We start from the raw sequence: 20,210 nt of genomic DNA, 5'->3' as shown, positions 1-20,210 counted from the left end.
CTTCTTCTCCGGGGCGTTCGGCGCCGGGTTCACCTGACCTGAGGTTTTCCGCCCATGACGCAGATCCGGCCGAGCAGGTCCGGGTACCAGTCCCACATGAGCTCCTTCCCGGGGGCGCGCAGCACGCACTGGTAAGCGGCGTAGGCGACCAGATCTGCCACCTGCACCCACTGGCTGAGGTGCGAACCCCGGAAGAACGGGTCCTCCACGAGGTTGCGGGTGGAGAGCGCGAGGGAGCGGTGCGCCTGCCGGTAGGAGGGGTCGGTGCCGTCCCCGTCCATGATCACGAACCCGTGGCGGCCGGTCGCGACGAGGCGTGCGTCGATCTCGGTGACCAGGTCCGCGTACAGGTCTGCCTTGGCGTCGACGTACCGGGTCCCGGTCGTGTCGCGGCAGACGGCGCCGGTGCGCACACCCGGCATGGCGGCGATCGCGCTCAACGCGTCGACCACCACCGCCGACCGGTTGGCTTTGCTGTGGTCCCGGCTCGTCCCCGTCGGCCTTCCCCTGCCGTTGACGAACTTGGTGGCGTGCAGTTCGTAGCTGGCAGGCAACCCCGTGCAGGCACGGAGAGCTTTGCGCCAGTCGAGCCACGACCGCAGGGCGGGGCGCCAGTCGGGCACCGACAGCTCCACCCAGCCGTGGACGACGAGCTGAGAGGCTTGCGCCCCCGAGTCATCGACGTAGAACAGCGCACATCGCTCACGGCGGCACACGGTACGACCTGGTTGACCGAAGGTGACAATCGACCACCTAGCGTCACCGCCGTTCGCCGGGCGCCGAGGTCGTCCCGGTGCGGGATCCCCGCTGAACGCTGTCCACGACGCCCGTCCGTCCGCCACACCGGGTGGTCGGACGAGCGTCGGGGGGAACGGCGTGAAGTGGGCCGTGGCGGTGTTGCTGACGTTGGTCGTCTGGGTGGCGCTCAACCGGAAGCGGCTCAGGGCGGCCCTGGGGTAGGCGCCCCGGCTCGGTCAGCGGCGCAGCTCGCGCCCGATCACCAGGCGCTGGATCTGGTTCGTGCCCTCGAAGATCTGCAACACCTTCGCCTCCCGCATGTACCGCTCCACCGGGAAGTCCCGCGTGTACCCCGCGCCGCCCAGCACCTGCACCGCGTCGGTCGTCACCTTCATCGCCGCGTCCGTGCAGACCAGCTTCGCCACCGCCGCCTGGCGCCGGAACGGCAGGCCGCGGTCCCGTCGGCGGGCGCCGTCCAGGTAGGTCGCCCGCGCCGAGTCCACCGCGGCGGCCATGTCGGCGAGCAGGAACTCCAGGCCCTGGAAGTCGATGATCGACCGGCCGAACTGGGTGCGGGTCTTCGCGTAGGACACGGCCTCGTCCAGCGCGGCCTGCGCCAGGCCCACGGCGCAGGCGGCGATCCCGAGCCGGCCCGAGTCCAGGGCGGACAGCGCGATCTTCAGCCCGTCGCCCTCCGCGCCCACCAACCGGTCCGCGCCCAGCCGCACGTCCTCGAACACCAGTTGCGCCGTGGTCGACCCGGTCAGGCCCATCTTGCGCTCGGGCGACGCGGCGGTCAGGCCGTCCGCCCGCCCCGGCGCGAAGAAGCAGCTGATGCCCCGGCCGCCGTCGTCGGAGGTGCGGGCCATCAGGGTGTAGAAGTCGGCCACGCCGGCGTGCGTGATCCACGCCTTCGTGCCGTTCACGACGTACTCGTCGCCGTCGCGCGCGGCCCTGGTGGACAGCGCCGCCGCGTCCGAGCCCGCGTGCGACTCCGACAGCGCGTACCCGCCCAGCAGGTCGCCGGCCAGGGCGTCGGGCAGCCACCGGGCCTTCTGCTCGTCCGTGCCGAACGCGGCCAGCCCGTAGCTCGACATCACGTGCACCGACAGGCCGACGCCGACCGACATCCACGCCGAGGCCACCTCCTCCAGCGCCTGGAGATAGACCTCGTACGGCTGCGCGCCGCCGCCGAACTCCTCCGGGTAGGGCAGGCCCAGCAGCCCGCTCTTGCCGAGCAGCCGGAACTTGTCGCGCGGGAACCGCTCGCGCTCCTCGTGCTCGGCCGCGCACGGCGCGAGCTCGTCGCGGGCGATCTCGCGGACCAGGGCGAGCAGGTCCTCGGCCTCGGTGGTGGGCAGCAGGCGTTCGGCGGGCATCGTCGACCTCCGTGTGACGGCTCGCGCCGCCAAGTGGACCTCGGTACCATCGACAGTACTGTAGGACGTACCACAGTACTGTAATCCGGGAGTGTGACAGAGTCCGACCATGACCTCGATCGTGGGCAGGCCGCTGACGCCACGGCAGGTGGAGCTGCTCGGGCGGCTCGAAGCGCTGGTGCTCGCCGAGGGTTTCGCGCACTTCACCCTGGACGACCTCGCCGCGCGCCTGCACTGCTCCAAGTCGACGCTCTACGCCCTGGCCGCCAGCAAGGAGCAGCTGGCCGTCCGCGTGGTCGGCCGGTACTTCAAGGGCGCGGCCGAGCGGATCGAGCAGCGGATCGCCGGCATCAAGGACGTGCGCGCCCGCGTCGGCACGTACCTGGCCGGCGCCGCCGACGAGCTGCGGCGGGCGTCCGCCCAGTTCATCGCGGACGTGGCGGCCTTCGCGCCCACCCGCTCGACCTACGAGCGCAACGCCCGCGCCGCCGCCGAGCGGATCCGCGAGTTCATCCAGGAGGGCGTGCGCGAGGGCGTGTTCCGGGAGGTGCACGCCACCCTGGTCGCCGAGATGGCGGGCCTGCTGATCGAGGGCATCCAGACCGGGGTGCTGACCCGGCGCGCGGGCGTGTCCGACGCCGAGGCGTTCACCGCCCTGGGCGAGCTGCTGCTGGACGGGTTGCGGAGAGAACGGAGCCAGTCGTGATCGTCGTCGCCGGAGAGGCCCTGGTCGACCTCGTGCCCACGCCGGGGGGCGACCTGTCGCCACGGCTGGGCGGTGGCCCCTACAACGTCGCCGTGGCGGCGGGGCGGCTGGAGGCGCCCGTCGGCTTCCTGTCCCGAGTCTCCGCCGACCTGTTCGGCGACCGGCTGGTCGAGCGCCTGCACGCCTCGGGCGTGCGCACCGACCTGGTCCGGCGCGGCCCGGAGCCGACCACCCTCGCGGTCGTCGGGCTCGCCGACGACGGGTCGGCCCGCTACTCGTTCTACGTCGAGGGCACCGCCGACCGGCTCGTCACCGACCCCGGGCCGCTGCCGGACGACGTGCGCGCGGTCTCGTTCGGCACCCTGTCGCTGGTGCTGGAGCCCGGCGCGAGCGCCTACGAGCGGGTGCTGCGGCGCGAGGCGGGGCGCGGCGCGCTGACCGTGCTGGACCCGAACATCAGGGCCGGCCTGATCGACGACCCGGCCGCCTACCGCGCCCGCTACGCCTCGTGGCTGCCGGACGTCGGCCTGCTCAAGGTGTCCGTGGAGGACGCCCGCTGGCTGGCCGACCTGCCCGCCGACGCGCCCGAGGACGACGTGCTGGAGGTCGCCCGGGGGTGGCGCGGTCCCGCGGCGGTGGTGCTGACCCGAGGGGGTGACGGGCTGGCCGCGCTGACCGCGGCGGGCGACGTGATCCGCGTCCCACCCACGCCCGTGGACGTGGTCGACACGATCGGGGCGGGCGACACCGTGCAGGGCGCGCTGCTGGCGTGGCTGCACCACCACGACGCGCTGTCCACCGAGGCCGTCAGGGGTCTGGACGGCGAGCGCTGGCGCGCCGCGCTGGCCTTCGCGGGCGCCGCGGCGGCGATCACCTGCTCGCGCGCCGGCGCGGAACCGCCGTTCCGCGCAGAGCTGGGGATGACCTAGCTCTCACCCCTCTTGAGGTGGAGGAACAGCCCCGAAGGGCTACGGTGGTGAATGCACGCTAGCCACTCGTGCATTGCTTATGTGATGCCGGTCCCATCTCGCAGAATCGGTTCATACCGCGGCTGTGGAGCGGGTAGCCCGCTGACTAGCGTGGGAGAACTGACAGGACCCCAACGGGGTGGTGCTGCGGTGCAGGGGCGGTCACGTCCGCGCGCCGAGTGCGAGACCCGCACGAGCCACCCCGTCCGAGCGTGAGAGGGACTCTGCATGCCCGACGCGACGACTGCGCCGAACGACACCCGTACCGTCGCGCTGCGCCATCCGGGCGGAGAGCACGAGATGAAGGTGGTGCCGGCCACCGAGGGTGCCCCCGGCATCGACCTCGGCAAGCTGCTGGCCACGACCGGCCTGGTCACGCTGGACAGCGGTTTCGTCAACACCGCGTCCTGCTCCTCCGAGATCACCTACATCGACGGTGACGCGGGCATCCTGCGCTACCGCGGCTACCCAATCGAGCAGCTGGCCGCGAAGTCGAACTTCAACGAGGTCAGCTACCTGCTCATCTACGGCGAGCTGCCGACCAAGGCCCAGCTGGAGGAGTTCTCCTCCAAGATCAGCAGGCACACCCTGCTGCACGAGGACCTGAAACGGTTCTTCGACGGCTTCCCCCGCGACGCGCACCCGATGCCCGTGCTGTCCTCGGCGGTGTCCGCGCTGTCGACGTTCTACCAGGACAGCCTCAGCCCGTTCGACGCCAACCAGGTCGAGATCTCCACGATCCGCCTGCTGGCGAAGGTGCCCACCATCGCGGCCTACGCCTACAAGAAGTCCGTGGGCCAGCCGTTCCTCTACCCGGACAACTCCCTGGGCCTGGTGGAGAACTTCCTCCGCATGACGTTCGGCTTCCCCGCCGAGCCGTACGACGTCGACCCGGACCTGGTCCGCGCGCTCGACCTGCTGTTCGTGCTGCACGCCGACCACGAGCAGAACTGCTCCACCTCGACCGTGCGCCTGGTCGGCTCGTCCGAGGCCAACCTGTTCGCCTCCATCTCCGCGGGCATCAACGCCCTGTTCGGCCCGCTGCACGGCGGCGCGAACAGCGCGGTGCTCGACATGCTGGAGAAGATCCGCAACGAGGGCGGCGACGTGTCCGCGTTCGTGAAGAAGGTCAAGAACAAGGAGGACGGCGTCCGCCTGATGGGCTTCGGCCACCGGGTCTACAAGAACTACGACCCGCGCGCCGCGATCATCAAGAAGACCGCCGACGAGATCCTCGGCAAGCTCGGCGCGTCCGACGAGCTGCTCGACATCGCGAAGGCGCTGGAGGAGACCGCCCTCGCGGACGACTACTTCGTCGAGCGCAAGCTGTACCCGAACGTGGACTTCTACACCGGCCTCATCTACCGCGCGATGGGCTTCCCGACGAAGTTCTTCACGGTGCTGTTCGCCCTGGGCCGCCTGCCGGGCTGGATCGCCCACTGGCGCGAGATGATCAACGACCCGGCCACCAAGATCGGCCGCCCGCGGCAGGTCTACACCGGTTCGCCGGAGCGCGACTTCGTGCCGCTCGACCAGCGCTGACGTCCTTTGTGGACCGGAGGCCCGCACCCCGAGGGGGTGCGGGCCTCCGGTCGTTCAGCCCTTGCTCGGCCTGATGCCCTCGGGGAGCTGGAAGCCGAGCTGGAACAGGCGTTCCGCCACCTCGTGCACCGGCTTGCGGAGGGCCGTGGCGGCGCGGAGCAGGTGGCGGACCGTCACCGGCGTGCCCAGGTCGAGCCACGGCGCCGCACCGTCGAGGTCACCACTGATCAGCCTCAGGTCGTCGTGGCTCGGGGAGACATCTGCGTCGATCACGTCGCAGCGGTGGCCGAACCGGGTGAGCCGGTCGACGACCCGGTGCACCGTCCACCGGAGGTTCCGCGCGGCTCGCAGCACGTGTCCGGGCGGCACGGTGTCGGCGCTCAGCCAGGGGGCCAGACCGTCGAGGTCCCTGCTCAGCAGGAACACGTCCTCCGGGGTCGGTGGGACGCCGTGGTCGAAGTCGGCCACGCGATACCCGATCGCCCCGAGCCTGCTGACGGCGTCGTGGGTGCTGATCCCGGTCGCCAACGCCGCCGCGACCACTCCGCCGATCGGGGTCGTGCCGCTCGTGTTCGGAAGTGCCCGGCGCAGCAGGTCGTACAAGGTGTCGGGCAGCGAGCGCACGTGCTCCGGAACCCGGTAACCCAGGGCGGCGAACCGCTCGGCGACCTCGTGGATGGACCGACCCGACGCCTCCGCCGCAACCGCGATCGCCGTCGGCGACACCTCGCCGGTGGCGAGCTGCCGCTGGTCGACTTCGCTCAACATCGCCAGGTCCTCGTCCATGACCTCGGACGTTGCCGAGAGGTGCGGTACCCGGTACCCGAGAAAACGCAGCCTTGCCACGACGTCCGCCGCGGCGCGCCCGGTCTCGAGCGCCTTGCGGGCCACGTGGCTGATCGGCACGGTCTCGCCCGACCGCAGCCAGTACGTCCCCCCGGGTTGTCTCCGCAGGAGCACCTCGTCGCCCGGGACGAGCGCGGTCGCCAGTTCGGCGGGCGGCGCCTCGTAGCCGAGCAGGCCGAGGCGCCGCCCGATCTCGGTGGTGGGGAGCGAGAACCTGGTGGCCGAGTCCAGCAGGTGGCCGAGCGGCACGACCTCGTCCGGTGGCAGCCACGGTGGGACGCCGTCGAGGTCTTGGCTCATGAGGCGCAGGTCCTCGGACGAGATCACGGTGGAAGGGGGGATGGACGCCACCGCGTAGCCGAAAGCGGTGAGCCGCTCCGCCACCTCCTCCGGGGTGCGCTCCAGGCGCCGGGCCACCGTGACGACGTGACCGAGGGGCACAGTGGCTTTGATGGGGAGCCATTCGGCGCCCTGGCTCCGGGGGAACGCGGTGGCGGGCAGTCGCACGCCCTGGTCGGGGTAGACCGCGAGCAGCCTCGTGTCCGAAGGCCGGGCCACGGGGAGCGCGTCGGGCTCGCAGGTCAGGCCCGGGATCAGCCCGTCCCGCACCCACCTGGTCAAGCGCCAGCGCAGGATCGCCTCGGGCAGGTCGGGGACCTCCCCGTCGGCCTGCCTGGAGAACAGACCTCCGAAGATCGGCAGATCGCCCAGGAAGCACCCGGTGCGGCGCAGGTCGATCGGCGTGTCGCCGACCTGCCACGGCACGCCTTCCGACGAGGCCAGTTCGACGATGGCGTCCGCCACGCCCGGCCTCCTCCTCGCCAACACCTCCAACCAGGCGTGGTTGTGGAAACGGGCGCCGTGCGCCACCAGGTCGGCCACTCCACCGGCGATCAGCCGGTCGACCGCGTGCTGGTCCAGCCCCACCATTTCCCGCCGGTCGACGGTCAGCTTCGGCGTGCGCGCGCCGACGAGGTCGACCACGACGTGGTCCGAGTCCTCCCCGGCCCAGATCCCGTCGGCCAGGATCGCCCCTCTCGTGTTGCACCACCAGACGGCCGGTGACGAAGGCAGCACGATCGGTTCGGGGTCCCTCGGGTTCGCCTTGCGCGTGGTGAGCGTGGCCGGGAACAGCACACCGGGGGCCCAGGACACCTGCCTGGTCCGGTCGACCGCGTCGACGGCGAACTCCGACAACCACAGCACGGAGGTCAGGACCTGCACGCAGGAGAGGCCCGCGTGATCCGGGCGCAGCAGCAGCCGCACCCTCGTGCCGGCGTCCGCGCCGGGGCCGAGGTCCTGGATGCGGCTCAACGCGCCGGGGCCCGGTACGTGCACCTCGAGCAGCTTCCCCGGTCGACCCCGTCGGTCCAGCCGGCACGTCGTCACCGTCATCTCGTCGGCGATCATGAAGTAGCTCAGCACGCCGATGCCGAACCTGCTGTTGGCGTGGAACTCGATCCCCTCCCGGTCCCAGGCCGCCTTCTCCTCGATGAACTCGGGCAGGTCGGCGAACCGCACACCGGCGTTGGAGAACACCTCGGTCAGCTCGCGGCGCCCCATGCCGATGCCGTTGTCGACGCAGTCGAGGTACGGGCGGCCCAGCTCGTCGACGCCCTGCTCGAAGCGGATCGCCCCCTGCCGGCCCGCCAGCCGCAGGTGCTCGCTCCGGGCCCGCCGGTACCGGCAGGCGTCCAGCGCGTTCTGGTACAGCTCCCGCACGGCGAGGTCGGGATCGCCGTAGAGCTGCTTGCCCATCAGCAACTCCTGGATGCGGTCGTCCGCGAGCCGGAACTGGAAGCCCTGGCCGTCGTAGGCGTAGCGGCCGGTGGGCAGCCGAGCGGCCCGCACCTCGTCCGCCGACGCGTGCGCAGGCAGGTCCTCCAGCGCCGTGATGTCCAGGGTGTCGATCTGCTGGAGCGTCGTCGTCACCCGGGCCGTGTGCTCGACCAGGGCGTGGTCCACCGCCTGGTGCGCGCACTCGGCGTTGAGCACGCAGGTCCGGCTCCGGCGGGGTCGGACCCAGGAACTGCCCTGGACGGTTGCCCGCAGCTGCTCCAGGTCGACCCCGTCGGCGATGCCCAAGTGCTCGGCGACCACCGGGGGCAGGTCAGCCGGGTCGATGGCCAGCAGGCGGGCGACGCCGAGCAGGAGCGCCATCACCTGCTCCCTCAGGTGCTGCTCCTGGGGGGTGGCGGTGGCCAGGGTGCACTCGGCCTTCAGCGCGGTCGGGGCGTCCGACCGCACGACCTCCGACGGGGTCATCCGCTGGCTCCGGAACAACCTGCCGAGGCGCCACGGGGTCAAGTTCTCGGCGAGCAGCCTGTTGTCGGTGTCCAACGCGCCTAACGCGGCCACAACGCCGCTCGGCTCGTACAGATCGCCCCGGTTGGCCAGCCGGCGGTGCCGGAGCCACCAGCGGATGTCGGCCACCGCCCGGGGTTCGCCGCGTTCGGTCGCGCGGGCGATGCGTTGCAGCAACCTCGGGTAGTTCTGCGCGAAGCGCTCGAACTCCGGGTCCTCGAACACCGCCGAGGCGGTGTGCGCGGCCCAGAAGGCCTGGTGCGCGAAGGGGAACACCACCAATAGCGCCGCCTCGCTCGCGCTCAGCGGCCGGGTGCCGTCGGACAACGCCAGTTTGCCCTCGTTGATGACGTGCGTCAGGAGCCACCCGAGCCGGTCGCTGGTCCGCACGGCCAGCTCGTCGTCCCACCACGGGTCCTCGGCCAGGGCCGGGGCGCACCTGGCCGCGACGCCCGCCCAGCGGCCCACCAGCTCGCCGGTCGCCTCCTTCACCTCGTCGTCCTGGGCCGCCAACCGCCACGCGGGGTGCTCCTGGACGGCCTTGAGCCACGACCGCCCGCCATCGGCCCCGGCGCCGTCCGGGCGGTCGAAGACGACGAACTGCCCGGTCCGCCCCACGTCGCCGAACAACTGGACCCGCTGCGGGGGCAGGCCGTGCCGAGCGGACAGCTCCTCGACCTTCTCGCGCACCGCCGCCATCACGGCATCCAGCCGCGCCGGGCCGGTCCCACCCGTGGCCACTTCGGTGAACGCCCTGGTCAGGATGCTGTAGGACTCCAGCTCCGTGTCGACGTACCGCGCGTACTCGCCCGCCGAACAGGCGTACAGGTACGCGACGGCGCGGCCGGCGACCGCTTCCTTCTTCCCCTCCGACCACTCCGCGCCGTAGTACGGGCCCTTCTCCTGGAGGTGCATGCCCTCCCGGCACGCGTCCACGATCACGAGCACGTCACCGCAGCGACTGCCCTCGACGTGCTCCTTGAAGTCGATCGGCACGCACTTCTCGGCGAACTTCCGGCTCTGCGTGTTGGCGCTGGACGGGATCAGGTAGTCCAGCCCGTTGCGGTGCATGCCGTGGCCGCTCACCAGGATCAGCAGGTTCTCACCGGGTCCCGCGTCCCGGCAGAACCGCTCGACCGCCTGGTCGATGCGGTCCCCGTCGGTCTTCCCGTGGTCGTGCACCACGACCTCGTAGCCCGCGGAATCCAGGGTCCGGCCCAGCTGCGCCAGCTCGGGCTCGATGAAGGGGAGGGGCGGGATCCCCTCGTCGTCGTAGTGGGGCACGCCGACGAGGAGCGCGCGGAAACCACCCATGGGACCTCCTGGCCTTGTCCCGGACGAATCGGCCGGCCGCCGGAGGTCGTTACATCGAGTGGCGATGGATGACGTTCAGCGAGATGGACGCGCCACCGGGCCGGACCGACAGGGCTTCAGCGCGGCACCCTCAGCGCAGCACGTCCCGCAGCCGCACCCGCGCCCCGGTCCGCAGCACGGCGTTCGCGTACACCTTCCCGCCCAGCCACGTGATCGCGGCCACCGCCGCCAGCGCCAGCACCACCGCCAGCAGCACCTGCCACCCCGGCGCCACGCCCATCGCCATCCGCCCCGGCATCAGGATCGGCGCGAACGGCGGCAGCAGCGACAGCACGGTCACCGCCGACCCCGTCGGGTCGCTGATCATCAGGTTGATGCCCACCACGAACGCCACCACGATCGCCGTGCTGATCGGCGTCAGCACCGACTGGAGCTCCTCCTGCCGCGACACCAGCGACGCCGCCGCGGCGAACACCGTGGCGTAGAGGAAGAACCCGAGCAGGTACCACAGCACGCCCGTGGCCAGGGCCCCGCCGGCCACCCCCGCCAGGTCGACCACGCCCGACGCGGTCGCCAGCACCAGGCCGCCGCCGCCGACCAGCACCAGCTGGAGCAGCCCGACCGCGCCCAGCCCGACGACCTTGCCCAGCAGCAGCTGCCACGGCCGCAGCGTCGCCAGCAGGATCTCCACCACCCGGCTGGACTTCTCCTCCACCACGCCCTGGGCGACCATCGTCCCGTACACCAGCAGCGAGTAGTACAGCAGCGCGGCGATCACCAGGCCGATCGCCAGGCGCTGGCCCGACCGCTCGTCCGGCTCCTCCAGCGCCACCACGTCCACACCGGCCCGCTCCACGTTCCGCGCCACGTCGGCCGGGTCCAGGCCCGCCTCGGCGAGCTGGGCGTTGAGCACCTGCTGCTTGACGATCAGGTCGATGGAGCTGCGCAGCTGCTCGCCCAGCGACTCCTCGACCACCACGCGCAGCGCGTCCGGCGCCCCGGTGATCAGGGCGTCCACCTCGCCGGACCGCACCCGCGCCTCGCCGTCGGCCGGGTCGGCGACGTCCACGACCTCCACCTCGCGGCCGAACGACGCGGCGGTCCGCTGCAACGGCTCGGCGAGCACGGTCGCCTGGCCGCTCAGCGCCACCCGGTCGCGGCCCGCGTCGTCGAACAGCACCGACTGGAGCAGCACGTACCCGGCCAGCGCGGCGAGGATCGCCGCGGTGCCCCACACGAACGCCTTGGTGCGCACCCGGCCGGTGAACTCGCGGCGCGCCACCAGGAGCACCGCCCGGCCCGTGCTCAGGCTGGTCATGCCGCGGCCTCCTGGGTCACCACGCTGCGGAACAGCTCCGCCAGCGACGGCCGCTGCCGGGAGAACTCGTGCACGGGCCCGGTCGCCAGGGCGGCGCGCAGCACCGGCTGGTCGTCCGCGCCCGGTTCCAGCTCCACCAGGGTGCGGCCCTCGGACACGGCGGTGGCGCGCACGCCCGGCAGCGCGTCGGCCCACCCCGGCGGCGCCTGCGGCGCGTCCACGACCAGCCTGGACGTGCCGCCGGCGCGCAGCTCGTCCACCGGGCCGCAGGCCACCAGCGTGCCGCTGCGGACGATGCCGACCCGGTCGCACAGGCGTTCCACCAGGTCGAGCTGGTGGCTGGAGAACACCACGGGCACCCCAGTGGCGGCCTTCTCGCGCAGCACCTGGCTCATCACGTCCACCGCCACCGGGTCCAGGCCGGAGAACGGCTCGTCGAGCACCAGCACGTCAGGCTCGTGCACCAGCGCGGCGGCCAGCTGCACCCGCTGCTGGTTGCCCAGGCTCAGCTTCTGCACCTCGTCGCCGCGGCGGTCGCGCAGGCCGAGGCGGGCGATCCAGTCCTCGGCGGAGCGGTGCGCGGCGTTGGTGGGCAGGCCGTGCAGCTCGGCCAGGTAGACGAGCTGGTCGAGCACCTTCATCCGGGGGTAGAGGCCGCGCTCCTCGGGCATGTAGCCGATGCGCCGGCGCGTCTCGAACGTGATCGGCTCGCCGTTCCAGCGGACCTCGCCCGAGTCGGCGGCCAGCACGCCCAGCGCGATGCGCATGGTGGTGGTCTTGCCGGCCCCGTTGCTGCCGACGAAGCCGAACAGCTCGCCCGCCCGCACGTCGAAGGTCATGTCGGCCAGCGCCACGACCTCCCCGTAGCGCTTGGAGACCCGGTCGATCTCCAGCACCCCCTGTGGCACGGTGCCTTCCCTCCTGTCGTCCTAGCCGTAGACCTGCGTGGACAGCGGCTCGAACGGGGTGCGGCCGAACACCGCCTCGACGGGCAGGCCGAAGACCTCGCAGATCCGCATCGCCAGGTCGAGGCTCGGGTAGTGGTCGCCCCGCTCCAGCGCGCCGATCGTCTGGGGGTTGACCTCCACCGCCCGCGCCAACCCCGCCCTCGTCATGCCCCGTTCGACCCTGAGCACCCCGATCCGGTTGTGGAGGGGCCGGCCGGAGCCGCGTCGCACCGGACTCACCCGACGGAGTGTTGCGAAAACCCAACGGATCGGCAAGCAAACCACCCGGACGTGCGCCGAACGGCGGCATCGCGGACGATCTTGACCGGAAATCACGTTTCGGTGAAACGATACGAGACCGGGAACCGAATCGACTGTCGACGGGTCGAAGGCGCATCAGGGTCGAAAGCCCCGTTGCCGTGAGGGGTGACACATGGAGCCGGACCAGTGGCTCGCGCAGTACGGAGAGAAGATCGAGCAGGCCAAGCGGAACGCGGCCGCGGTCGAGACGCAGCTCGGCGGCGTCGGCGGCAGCGCGACGTCACCCGACGGGTTGATCACCGTCTCGGTGAACGCCTCCGGGGCGCTGACCGACCTGGTCCTGCGCCCGCAGCTGCGCGGCGAGGACCCTGAGCGGATCTCCGCCGCCATCCTGACCGCCGTCGCGCAGGCGCAGCGCGCCGCCGCCGGCCAGGTCGTCCAGATCATGTCGGAGTCCTTCGGCGACGGTCCCGCCCTGGACTTCGTGAAGGCGAAGATGCCGAACGGCTATTCGGGTGATGGCGCCGACGCGGTGGAACCGGCCCCCGAGATCCAGCGTCGGGACACCAGGCCCGATGACGACTACTTCACCAACCCGCCCGATGTCATGGCCTGACCAGGGGGACACATGACCAGATTCGAATCGTTCAACGTGAGCCCGGAGCAGATCCGGGCGCACGCGGGCACGGTCGACCAGCTGACCCAGCGGATGCTCTCCGCGACGCAGACCGCCGACCCGTCGCTGTCGACCGACGCCTTCGGCGTGTTCGGTTCGTTCCTGGCCGAGTTCCTGCTGAAGGCCGCCGGCAACTCCCAGGACATCCTCGGCCAGGCGACGGAGACCGTGGCCGACATGTGCCAGGGACTGCGCGAGGTGGCCGAGCTGTACGAGAACGTCGACCTCGACAACGCGTTCGGCTTCAACGGAAGGGCACGTGGATGAACGCGCCGGCCACCACGCAGGGTCGTGACCCGTCCCACCTGATCAGCGACGTGCAGGGCACCGTCGCGGCCGTCGAGCGCGGCGACTGGGTGCAGGCGGGGCTCGGCATGGCCAACACCGCCATGGGCATCGTCGGCCTGGCCTCCAACCCGCTGTCGGGCTTCCTGTCCGCCGGGTTCAGCTGGGCCATCCAGCACGTCGACTTCCTGCGCGAGCCGTTCGACGCGCTGCTGGGCAGCCCGCAGGCGATCCAGCGGATGTCCGACAGCTGGATGTCCGCGTCCAAGCAGATCGAGTCCATCGTGGCCGACTACCGCCGCACCTCCGTCGAGGAGACGCGGAACTGGACCGGCCGGTCGGCCGACGGCTACCGCGCGGCGAGCCAGAAGCACTCCTCCGGCCTGGAAACCTTGGCCAAGGCGACGAAGGGCATCTCGCAGGCCGCCAAGGGCGCGGGCGAGCTGGTCGCGACCGTCCGCAAGACCATCATGGACCTGATCAGCCAGGCCGTGTCCGACATGGTCATGAAGATCATCCAGTGGCTGGCGGCGTCGTTCCTGACCTTCGGCGCGGCCATCGCGGCGGCGATCTCGGACATCGTGCAGATGGCGTGCAACTACGCCAAGAAGCTCGCCGACTTCCTCCAGAAGCTCGGCAACTCGCTCAAGAAGCTGATCGACCTGATCAAGACGGTCTCGCAGATCGCCCAGACCGCCAAGCAGGTCCTCCAGGCGATCACCGCCATGACCTCGTCCAACCGGGGCGGCGGCGGCCTGAACCAGCGGCCGAGCGCCGGCGGCCTCGGCCTGACCGACGAGCAGCTGCGCGACATGGACCGCCGCGCCGACCAGCGCTACACCGGTCCGGGCGGCACCACCAACCCGTCCTCCGGCAGCGGCGGCCACGGCGCGGGCCCGGTCATCAACCGCCCGCCGACGGTCGGCGTGGGCTCCGGCGGCTACCCCGAGCCGGGATCGGCCTACCCCGGCGGCCCGAGCGGCCCGGTGGTGAACCGTCCCCCGACGCTCGGCGGCGGCGCCCCGCCCCCCGGCCGCGGTGCCGGCCCCGGCACCGGCGGCTCGGGCGGCTCCGGCAGCGCCCCCGGCACCCCCGGCGCGGGCGGGCACTGGGAGCCGGGCCGCTGGGTCCCGGACGGCGGCTCGACCGGTGGCGGCGGCTACCCGGGCGGCGGCGGTGGCTACCCCGGCGGTGGCGGCTACTACCCCGGCGGCTCCCCCGGCAGCTACACCAACCTGACGACCAGCCGCGACCACGACACCACCCACGCCACGAACACCGGTGCGGCCTACGTGCCCCCGGTCCGCCCGGCCACCCCCGACCTGTCCCACAGCACCCCGAGCGGCGGTGGCGGCGCGGGCGGCTTCGGTGGCGGTGGCGGCTTCGCAGGCGGTGGCGGTGGCGGTGGTGGCTTCGGTGGCGGCGCGAGCGGTGGCGGGGCCTCCGGCCAGACCCTCCAGGCGGGCGGCATGTCCGGCGCGGTCGGCGCGGCGGGCAGCCCCACCGGCGCACCCGCGGCGGGCGGCCCCGCGGCCGGCGGCGGCCGTCCGGGCGGCGCGGGCGGCATGGGCATGATGGGCGGCGCCCCGATGATGGCCCCTCCGGGCCAGGGCGGCGACGGCAAGGACCACCAGCGCAAGGTCCGCCTCGAAGGCGAAGCCCTGATCGAGGAACCGCCGAAGGCGTCCAAGCCGGTCATCGGCGAGTAACCACCCGCGCAAAGGGGACCTCCACCCGGAGGTCCCCTTTCGCATGCCCAACACAGAACTCGCGCGACCGGACCGTACGACTCGCCGGTCCGGGACGTACGACTCGCGCGACCTGAACGTAGAACTCGGGGGTCCTGAACGTGGGACACGGTGGACCTGAGTGTTCGACTCGCGATGTCCGAGTGGAGGACACGCGGGGTGGAAGCGCTCTCGCCCGGCGTGTCCTCCGGTCAGGCATCGCGAGTCGTACGTTCCGGTCGGGTGAGTCGTGCGGTCAGGGCCTTCGTGTTGAGCGTTCCGGAGTGGTGGGTTCTGCGTTCAGGGTGGCCAGTTCGGTGGTGATGGACGGTTCGGCGGCGGCCCGGTCGGCGGGGACCAGGCCGATGCGGGTGCGCCGGTCGAGGATGTCGTCGGCGGTCAGGGCGCCCTCGTGGTGGACGGCCCAGGCGACCTCGCCCAGGGCGGCGACCAGGGGCGCCTCGCTGCCGTAGCGGGTGATCAGGTGGGGCGGCGCGGGGGAGCGCAGGGGAGCGGCGCCCACCAGGGGGAGGGTCGCGGTGCGGGACGGGGTGGTGGTGAGGCGGGTGGCGTCCACGGCGTCGGCGGCCATGCGGCGGTACGTGGTGAGCTTGCCGCCGACGACCGTGGTGACGTTGCCGGTCGTGAGCACGGCGTGGCGGCGGGACAGGTCGGCGCTGGGGCCCTCGCCGGTGTCGAGCAGGGGGCGCAGGCCGGCGAAGGCGCCCAGGACGTCGGCGGGTGTCAGGGCGCGTTCCAGGACCGAGGAGGCGACGCCCAGCAGGAAGTCCACGTCGGACTGGGGGACGGTGGGCACGTCGGGCACGGGGCCGGTGACCGGTTCGTCGGTCAGGCCCACGTAGACGCGGTCGTCGTGCTGGGGCAGCAGGAAGGCGAAGCGGTTGCGGGCGCCCGGCACGGGCACGGTCAGGGCGGTGCCGGTCAGGCCCGCGGTGGCCGCCGACAGCACCAGGTGCGAGCCGCGGGACGGGCGCAGGTCGACGTCGACCAGGTCGCCCGCCCAGACGCCCGCGGCGTTCACCACCGCGCGGGCGCGGATGTCGAGGGACGCGCCGGTCAGGGTGTCGACGACCCGCGCGCCCGCGCCGGTCAGGGCGACCGCTCGGGCGCGGGTGACGATCCGCGCGCCGCGGCCGGCGGCGGTGCGGGCCAGGGCGATCACCAGGCGGGCGTCGTCGACCAGTTGGCCGTCGAAGCTCAGCAGGCCGCCGCGCAGGCCGGCGCGGCGCAGGCCGGGCGCCAGGGCGAGGTCCTCGGCCGCCGGCGCGCGGCGCGGCGGCGGCAGGACGCCGGCCGGGGTGCGGGCCAGGCGGCGCAGCACGTCGCCGGCGCGCAGGCCCGCCATCACCACGGACGCGCGCGAGCCGCCGTGCAGGGGGACGAGCTGGGGCAGCGCGCGGACCAGGTGGGGCGCGGTGCGGGTCATCAGGACGCCGCGCTCGACCGCGCTCTCGTGGGCCAGCCCCACCTCGCCGTGCGCCAGGTAGCGCAGGCCGCCGTGGACGAGCTTGCTCGACCAGCGCGACGTGCCGAACGCCAGGTCGTGCGCCTCCACCAGGCACACCGACAGGCCGCGCGACGCCGCGTCCAGCGCCACGCCCGCGCCGGTCACGCCGCCGCCCACCACGAGCAGGTCCACCGGGTTGGCGGCGACGTGGTCGAGGTCGCGGGCCCGGCGGGCCGCGTTCAACGACGTGTCGGGTGCCGCGGTCACGACAGCGCCGCGTCGAGGTGGGCGGCCAGCTCGGCCAGCAGCTCCTCGAAGTCCAGGTCGGTGGTCGCCGGCCGCACGGACAGCACCAGCGACTGCGTGGTCAGCAGCACCAGCCGGGCCTGCGCGGCGACGGGGCCGGGCCGGATCGAGCCGTCCGCGTGCCCCTCCTCGACCCGCGCCACCAGGAACGCCTCGACGAGCCTCTGCGTGCTGCCCAGCCGCTGCACGAGGTAGGGCAGCATCAGCTCGGCGTCCAGGTCGAGCACGCGCCGCATCAGCGGGTCGGCGGCCAGCAGCCGGATGCCCGCGACGGCCTGCGCGACCAGGCGTTCCCGCGCGTTGTCGCCGGTCACCTCCACGCGCTGGAGCAGCGTGGTGAACTCCCTGGTCATCAGGGTCCGGACCAGGGTCTTCACGTCGGGGAACCGCCGGTACAGGGTCATCCGGCTCACGCCCGCGCGCTTGGCGACGTCGGTGAGCGTGGTGCGGCGGACCCCGACCTCGACCACGCAGTCGCGGGCCGCGTCGAGCAGGGCGTCATCACTGTGACGTTGGGACGTCATGTGTAACACTGTAGCGGTGACGGAGCGCATCGACCACACCCTCCGGGGCCGTTGGACCCCCGAGGCCGGGCACCTGCCGCCGCACGCCCTCAAGTGGCTCCGGCAGCGGATCGGCCTCACCGGGGCCACCACCGCGGCCCGCCCGCCCGCCGTGCCCGCGTCGGCGCTGGACGACGACGCGCGCGCCGCGCTCAACGACGTCGTCGGCCCCGGCTTCGTCAGGGTCGACCGGGACTCGCGGCTCGGCCGCGCGGGCGGGCTGTCCTACGTGGACCTGCTGCGGCACCGCGGCGAGGGCGCGTTGGCCGTGCCGGACGCCGTCGTCCTGCCGGGCACGCCGGAGCAGGTCGTCGACGTGCTCCGGGCGTGCGCGGAGCACGACGTGGCGGTGGTGCCCTTCGGCGGCGGCACGTCCGTGGTGGGCGGCGTCGAGGCCCTGCGCGGCGACAAGGCCGCGGTGGTCGCGCTCGACCTGGGCCGGCTGGACCGGCTGGTGGACGTCGACCCGGTGTCCCGGCTGGCCGTGCTCCAGGCCGGGGTGACCGCGCCGCGCGCGGACCGGCTGCTCGCCGCGCACGGCCTGACCACCGGCCACGTGCCGCAGTCCTACGAGCGCGCCACGATCGGCGGGTTCGCGGCCACGCGGTCGGCCGGCCAGGCGTCGTCGGGCTACGGCCGGTTCGAGGACCTGGTGCAGGGCGTCCGCCTGGCCACGCCCGCGGGCGAGTGGCGGCTGGGCGGCGCGCCCGCCTCCGCCGCGGGGCCCGACCTCAAGCAGCTGGTCGTCGGCAGCGAGGGCGTGCTCGGCGTCATCACCGAGGTGGCGCTGCGCGTGCGGCCGCGGCCGGCGGTCGAGCGCTACGAGGGTTTCGCCGTCGACGGCTGGGAGCGCGGGCAGCGGGTCGTGCGCGCCCTGGCCCAGGACGGGGTGCTCGCCGACGTGACGCGGCTGTCCGACGTGGACGAGACCGGGGTGACGCTGGCCCTGGCCGGCGGCTGGAAGACCACCGCGCTCAAGGCCTACCTCCGGGCGCGCGGCGTCGGGCGGCCCTGCCTGCTGGTCCTCGGCTGGCACGGCCGCGACCGGGCGGAGGTCGCGCGGAAGCGCCGCGACACCCTGCGGGGCCACCGGCTGGTGTCCCTGGGCACGCCGCTGGGCGAGGCGTGGCGGCACGGCCGGTTCAACGGCCCGCGCCAGCGGGACGCGCTGATGGACGTCGGCGCGTGCGTGGAGACCCTGGAGACCGCCGCGCACTGGGCCGCGCTGGACGAGCTGCGCGACGCCGTGCGCGGCGCCCTGCTCGACGCGCTGGGCGACTGCGTCGTCATGTGCCACATCTCGCACGCCTACGAGACCGGGGCGTCGCTCTACTTCACCGCCATCGCCGCGCGCGACGCCGCCGACCCGGTCGGCCAGTGGCAGGTCGCCAAGGCCGCCGCGAGCGAGGCCATCGCCGGGCTCGGCACGATCAGCCACCACCACGCGGTGGGCGCGGACCACGCCCCCTACCTCGAAGCGGAGGTCGGCGCGCTCGGCCTGGACGTGCTGGCGGCGGCCAAGGGCGTGCTCGACCCGACCGGCGTGCTCAACCCCGGCAAGCTCATCGCCGGCGGCCCCGCGCGCCCGGGGGTAGCGTCGACCGGTGACCGGTGACCTGCTGATCCGCTCCGTGCGGCCGTGGCCGAGCGCCCCCGGCACGGACCCGCTCGACGTCCTGTGCGCGGGTGGGCGCGTCACCTCCCTGGCGCCCGGCCTCCGCGCGCCCGACGGCGTGCCGGTGGTCGACGGCCGGGGCGGGGTGCTGCTGCCCGCGTTCACCGACGCGCACGCCCACCTCGACTCCACGCGCCTGGGCCTGCCGTTCCGGCCGCACACCGCCGAACCCGGCCTGGCCGGCCTGGTCGAGAACGACCGCCGCAACTGGCGGTCCGCCGAGCGCACCGTCGCCGACCGCGCCACGCACACGCTCGGCCGCACCATCGCGGCCGGCGCCACGCACGTGCGCAGCCACGCCCAGGTCGACGCCGACTCGGGGCTGGAGCGGCTGGAGGGCGTGCTGGCCGCCCGCGAGCGGCACGCCGGGCGCGCGCACGTCGAGGTGGTGGCGTTCCCGCAGTGCGGCATCCTGCGGGAGAAGGGCGCGGCCGAGCTGCTCGACGCGGCGCTGCGGGCGGGCGCGGACCTGGTCGGCGGCCTCGACCCGGCGGGCTTCGACCGCGACCCGGTGCGGCACCTGGACGTCGTGTTCGGCCTGGCCGAGAAGCACCGGTGCGGCGTGGACGTGCACCTGCACGACGCCGGCTCGCTCGGCGCGTTCCAGGTGGAGCTGATCTGCGAGCGGGTGCGCGCGCTGTCCTTGCACGGCAAGGTGACCGTCAGCCACGCCTTCGCGTTGTCCACAGTGGACGCCGACCGGCAGCGCGAGCTGGTCGACCTGCTGGCCGAGCACGACGTCGCGGTCACCACGGTCGCACCAGGCGCGCGCGAACCGCTGCCGCTGCGCGCCCTGCGGCGGGCGGGCGTGCGGCTGGGCCTCGGCCAGGACGGCACCCGCGACTACTGGTCGCCCTACGGCGACGGCGACATGCTCGACCGGACGTGGCAGCTGGCCAACCGCAACGGGTTCCGCCGCGACGACGAGGTGGAGATGTGCGTGGACATCGCCACCAGGGGCGGCGCGGCCGTGCTCGGCGCGACCCTCGGCCTGACCGAGGGCGCGCCCGCGGACCTGGTCGTCGTGCCCGGTGACACGGTGACCGCCGCGGTGATGGACCGCGCCCCGCGCACCCTGGTCGTGCACGCGGGGCGGGTCGTGGCGGCGGAGGGCGAGCTGGTCTAGGCCGGGCCGCGCAGGCCGGTCGCGCGAGCCGCCCGCGCAGGCGGGTCGCGTCGTGGCGGAG

Annotated in this window: 16 protein-coding genes; 8 read left to right on the top strand and 8 right to left on the bottom strand. The window is 73.3% G+C overall.

Annotated features, from left to right (window positions below):
• Positions 1–29: 29 nt before the first annotated feature.
• Both ABD223_RS01205 and ABD223_RS01200 read right to left on the bottom strand, forming a co-directional pair.
• Positions 30–716, bottom strand: coding sequence for a DUF3800 domain-containing protein (locus tag ABD223_RS01205; protein WP_344033903.1), 687 nt, complete (start codon positions 714–716; stop codon positions 30–32).
• A gap of 258 nt (positions 717–974) precedes the next feature.
• Positions 975–2,117: an acyl-CoA dehydrogenase family protein gene (locus tag ABD223_RS01200; protein ID WP_344033902.1), complete on the bottom strand. Its 1,143-nt coding sequence runs from the start codon at positions 2,115–2,117 to the stop codon at positions 975–977.
• Between the two features lie 109 nt (positions 2,118–2,226).
• On the opposite strand from ABD223_RS01200, the gene ABD223_RS01195 reads away from it, so the two are divergent.
• The 3 genes from ABD223_RS01195 (at position 2,227) to ABD223_RS01185 (ending at position 5,333) form a co-directional block, all read left to right on the top strand.
• The gene (locus tag ABD223_RS01195) at positions 2,227–2,823 is read left to right on the top strand and encodes a TetR/AcrR family transcriptional regulator (RefSeq protein WP_344033901.1); all 597 of its coding nucleotides are present in this window, start codon (positions 2,227–2,229) and stop codon (positions 2,821–2,823) included.
• Positions 2,820–3,752: a carbohydrate kinase family protein gene (locus ABD223_RS01190; protein ID WP_344033900.1), complete on the top strand. Its 933-nt coding sequence runs from the start codon at positions 2,820–2,822 to the stop codon at positions 3,750–3,752. The genes ABD223_RS01195 and ABD223_RS01190 overlap by 4 nt, the downstream gene beginning before the upstream one ends.
• Before the next feature lie 267 nt (positions 3,753–4,019).
• The gene (locus ABD223_RS01185; RefSeq protein ID WP_344033899.1) at positions 4,020–5,333 is read left to right on the top strand and encodes a citrate synthase; all 1,314 of its coding nucleotides are present in this window, start codon (positions 4,020–4,022) and stop codon (positions 5,331–5,333) included.
• 54 nt (positions 5,334–5,387) lie between these two features.
• Here the strand turns inward: ABD223_RS01185 and ABD223_RS01180 are convergent, their stop codons facing one another.
• From ABD223_RS01180 to ABD223_RS01165, 4 genes are all read right to left on the bottom strand, one after another.
• Positions 5,388–9,797, bottom strand: a complete 4,410-nt coding sequence (locus ABD223_RS01180) for a wHTH domain-containing protein (protein WP_344033898.1) — start codon at positions 9,795–9,797, stop codon at positions 5,388–5,390.
• Positions 9,798–9,927: 130 nt separating this feature from the next.
• Entirely contained in the window at positions 9,928–11,115 is a 1,188-nt protein-coding gene (locus ABD223_RS01175; RefSeq protein WP_344033897.1) for an ABC transporter permease, read from the bottom strand.
• Positions 11,112–11,954 carry an ABC transporter ATP-binding protein gene (locus tag ABD223_RS01170; protein ID WP_380646584.1) on the bottom strand — a complete coding sequence of 281 codons (843 nt, stop codon included), beginning with the start codon at positions 11,952–11,954 and terminating at the stop codon, positions 11,112–11,114. Before ABD223_RS01170 ends, ABD223_RS01175 begins: the two co-directional genes overlap by 4 nt.
• Positions 11,955–12,044: 90 nt before the next feature.
• On the bottom strand, positions 12,045–12,302 hold the full coding sequence (locus tag ABD223_RS01165) for a helix-turn-helix transcriptional regulator (RefSeq protein WP_344033895.1): 258 nt from the start codon (positions 12,300–12,302) through the stop codon (positions 12,045–12,047).
• A gap of 193 nt (positions 12,303–12,495) precedes the next feature.
• Between ABD223_RS01165 and ABD223_RS01160 the strand changes: the two genes are divergently transcribed.
• The 3 genes from ABD223_RS01160 to ABD223_RS01150 are packed head-to-tail and all read left to right on the top strand — an operon-like array spanning position 12,496 to position 14,993.
• Positions 12,496–12,939: a YbaB/EbfC family nucleoid-associated protein gene (locus ABD223_RS01160; protein ID WP_344033894.1), complete on the top strand. Its 444-nt coding sequence runs from the start codon at positions 12,496–12,498 to the stop codon at positions 12,937–12,939.
• A gap of 12 nt (positions 12,940–12,951) precedes the next feature.
• A complete protein-coding gene (locus ABD223_RS01155; RefSeq protein ID WP_344033893.1) occupies positions 12,952–13,266 on the top strand; it encodes a type VII secretion target in 315 nt (104 codons plus the stop codon).
• A complete protein-coding gene (locus tag ABD223_RS01150) occupies positions 13,263–14,993 on the top strand; it encodes a WXG100 family type VII secretion target (protein WP_344033892.1) in 1,731 nt (576 codons plus the stop codon). The genes ABD223_RS01155 and ABD223_RS01150 overlap by 4 nt, the downstream gene beginning before the upstream one ends.
• Positions 14,994–15,267: 274 nt before the next feature.
• Here ABD223_RS01150 and ABD223_RS01145 read toward each other — a convergent pair whose 3' ends face one another.
• Positions 15,268–16,746 (bottom strand): glycerol-3-phosphate dehydrogenase/oxidase, encoded by a 1,479-nt coding sequence (locus ABD223_RS01145; protein ID WP_344033891.1) that lies wholly within the window; start codon positions 16,744–16,746, stop codon positions 15,268–15,270.
• Positions 16,743–17,309: a TetR/AcrR family transcriptional regulator gene (locus ABD223_RS01140; RefSeq protein ID WP_344033890.1), complete on the bottom strand. Its 567-nt coding sequence runs from the start codon at positions 17,307–17,309 to the stop codon at positions 16,743–16,745. Before ABD223_RS01140 ends, ABD223_RS01145 begins: the two co-directional genes overlap by 4 nt.
• A gap of 16 nt (positions 17,310–17,325) precedes the next feature.
• Between ABD223_RS01140 and ABD223_RS01135 the strand changes: the two genes are divergently transcribed.
• Entirely contained in the window at positions 17,326–18,963 is a 1,638-nt protein-coding gene (locus ABD223_RS01135; protein WP_344033889.1) for an FAD-binding oxidoreductase, read from the top strand.
• Complete coding sequence (locus ABD223_RS01130; RefSeq protein WP_344033888.1) at positions 18,953–20,149, top strand: amidohydrolase; 1,197 nt, start codon at positions 18,953–18,955, stop codon at positions 20,147–20,149. The genes ABD223_RS01135 and ABD223_RS01130 overlap by 11 nt, the downstream gene beginning before the upstream one ends.
• The last annotated feature ends 61 nt before the right edge of the window (positions 20,150–20,210 follow it).

The organism is Saccharothrix xinjiangensis (assembly GCF_039527585.1).
Classification (GTDB): Bacteria; Actinomycetota; Actinomycetes; order Mycobacteriales; family Pseudonocardiaceae; genus Actinosynnema; species Actinosynnema xinjiangensis.
This window is presented reverse-complemented; position numbering and strand designations above follow the sequence as displayed.

Excerpts from the sequence above, each read along its gene's own strand:
- ABD223_RS01180 (WP_344033898.1), bottom strand. The coding sequence starts at position 9,797 with ATGGGTGGTTTCCGCGCGCTCCTCGTCGGCGTGCCCCACTACGACGAC.
- ABD223_RS01160 (WP_344033894.1), top strand. The coding sequence starts at position 12,496 with ATGGAGCCGGACCAGTGGCTCGCGCAGTACGGAGAGAAGATCGAGCAG.
- ABD223_RS01200 (WP_344033902.1), bottom strand. The coding sequence starts at position 2,117 with ATGCCCGCCGAACGCCTGCTGCCCACCACCGAGGCCGAGGACCTGCTC.
- ABD223_RS01175 (WP_344033897.1), bottom strand. The coding sequence starts at position 11,115 with ATGACCAGCCTGAGCACGGGCCGGGCGGTGCTCCTGGTGGCGCGCCGC.
- ABD223_RS01140 (WP_344033890.1), bottom strand. The coding sequence starts at position 17,309 with ATGACGTCCCAACGTCACAGTGATGACGCCCTGCTCGACGCGGCCCGC.
- ABD223_RS01195 (WP_344033901.1), top strand. The coding sequence starts at position 2,227 with ATGACCTCGATCGTGGGCAGGCCGCTGACGCCACGGCAGGTGGAGCTG.
- ABD223_RS01155 (WP_344033893.1), top strand. The coding sequence starts at position 12,952 with ATGACCAGATTCGAATCGTTCAACGTGAGCCCGGAGCAGATCCGGGCG.
- ABD223_RS01150 (WP_344033892.1), top strand. The coding sequence starts at position 13,263 with ATGAACGCGCCGGCCACCACGCAGGGTCGTGACCCGTCCCACCTGATC.
- ABD223_RS01185 (WP_344033899.1), top strand. The coding sequence starts at position 4,020 with ATGCCCGACGCGACGACTGCGCCGAACGACACCCGTACCGTCGCGCTG.
- ABD223_RS01170 (WP_380646584.1), bottom strand. The coding sequence starts at position 11,954 with ATGACCTTCGACGTGCGGGCGGGCGAGCTGTTCGGCTTCGTCGGCAGC.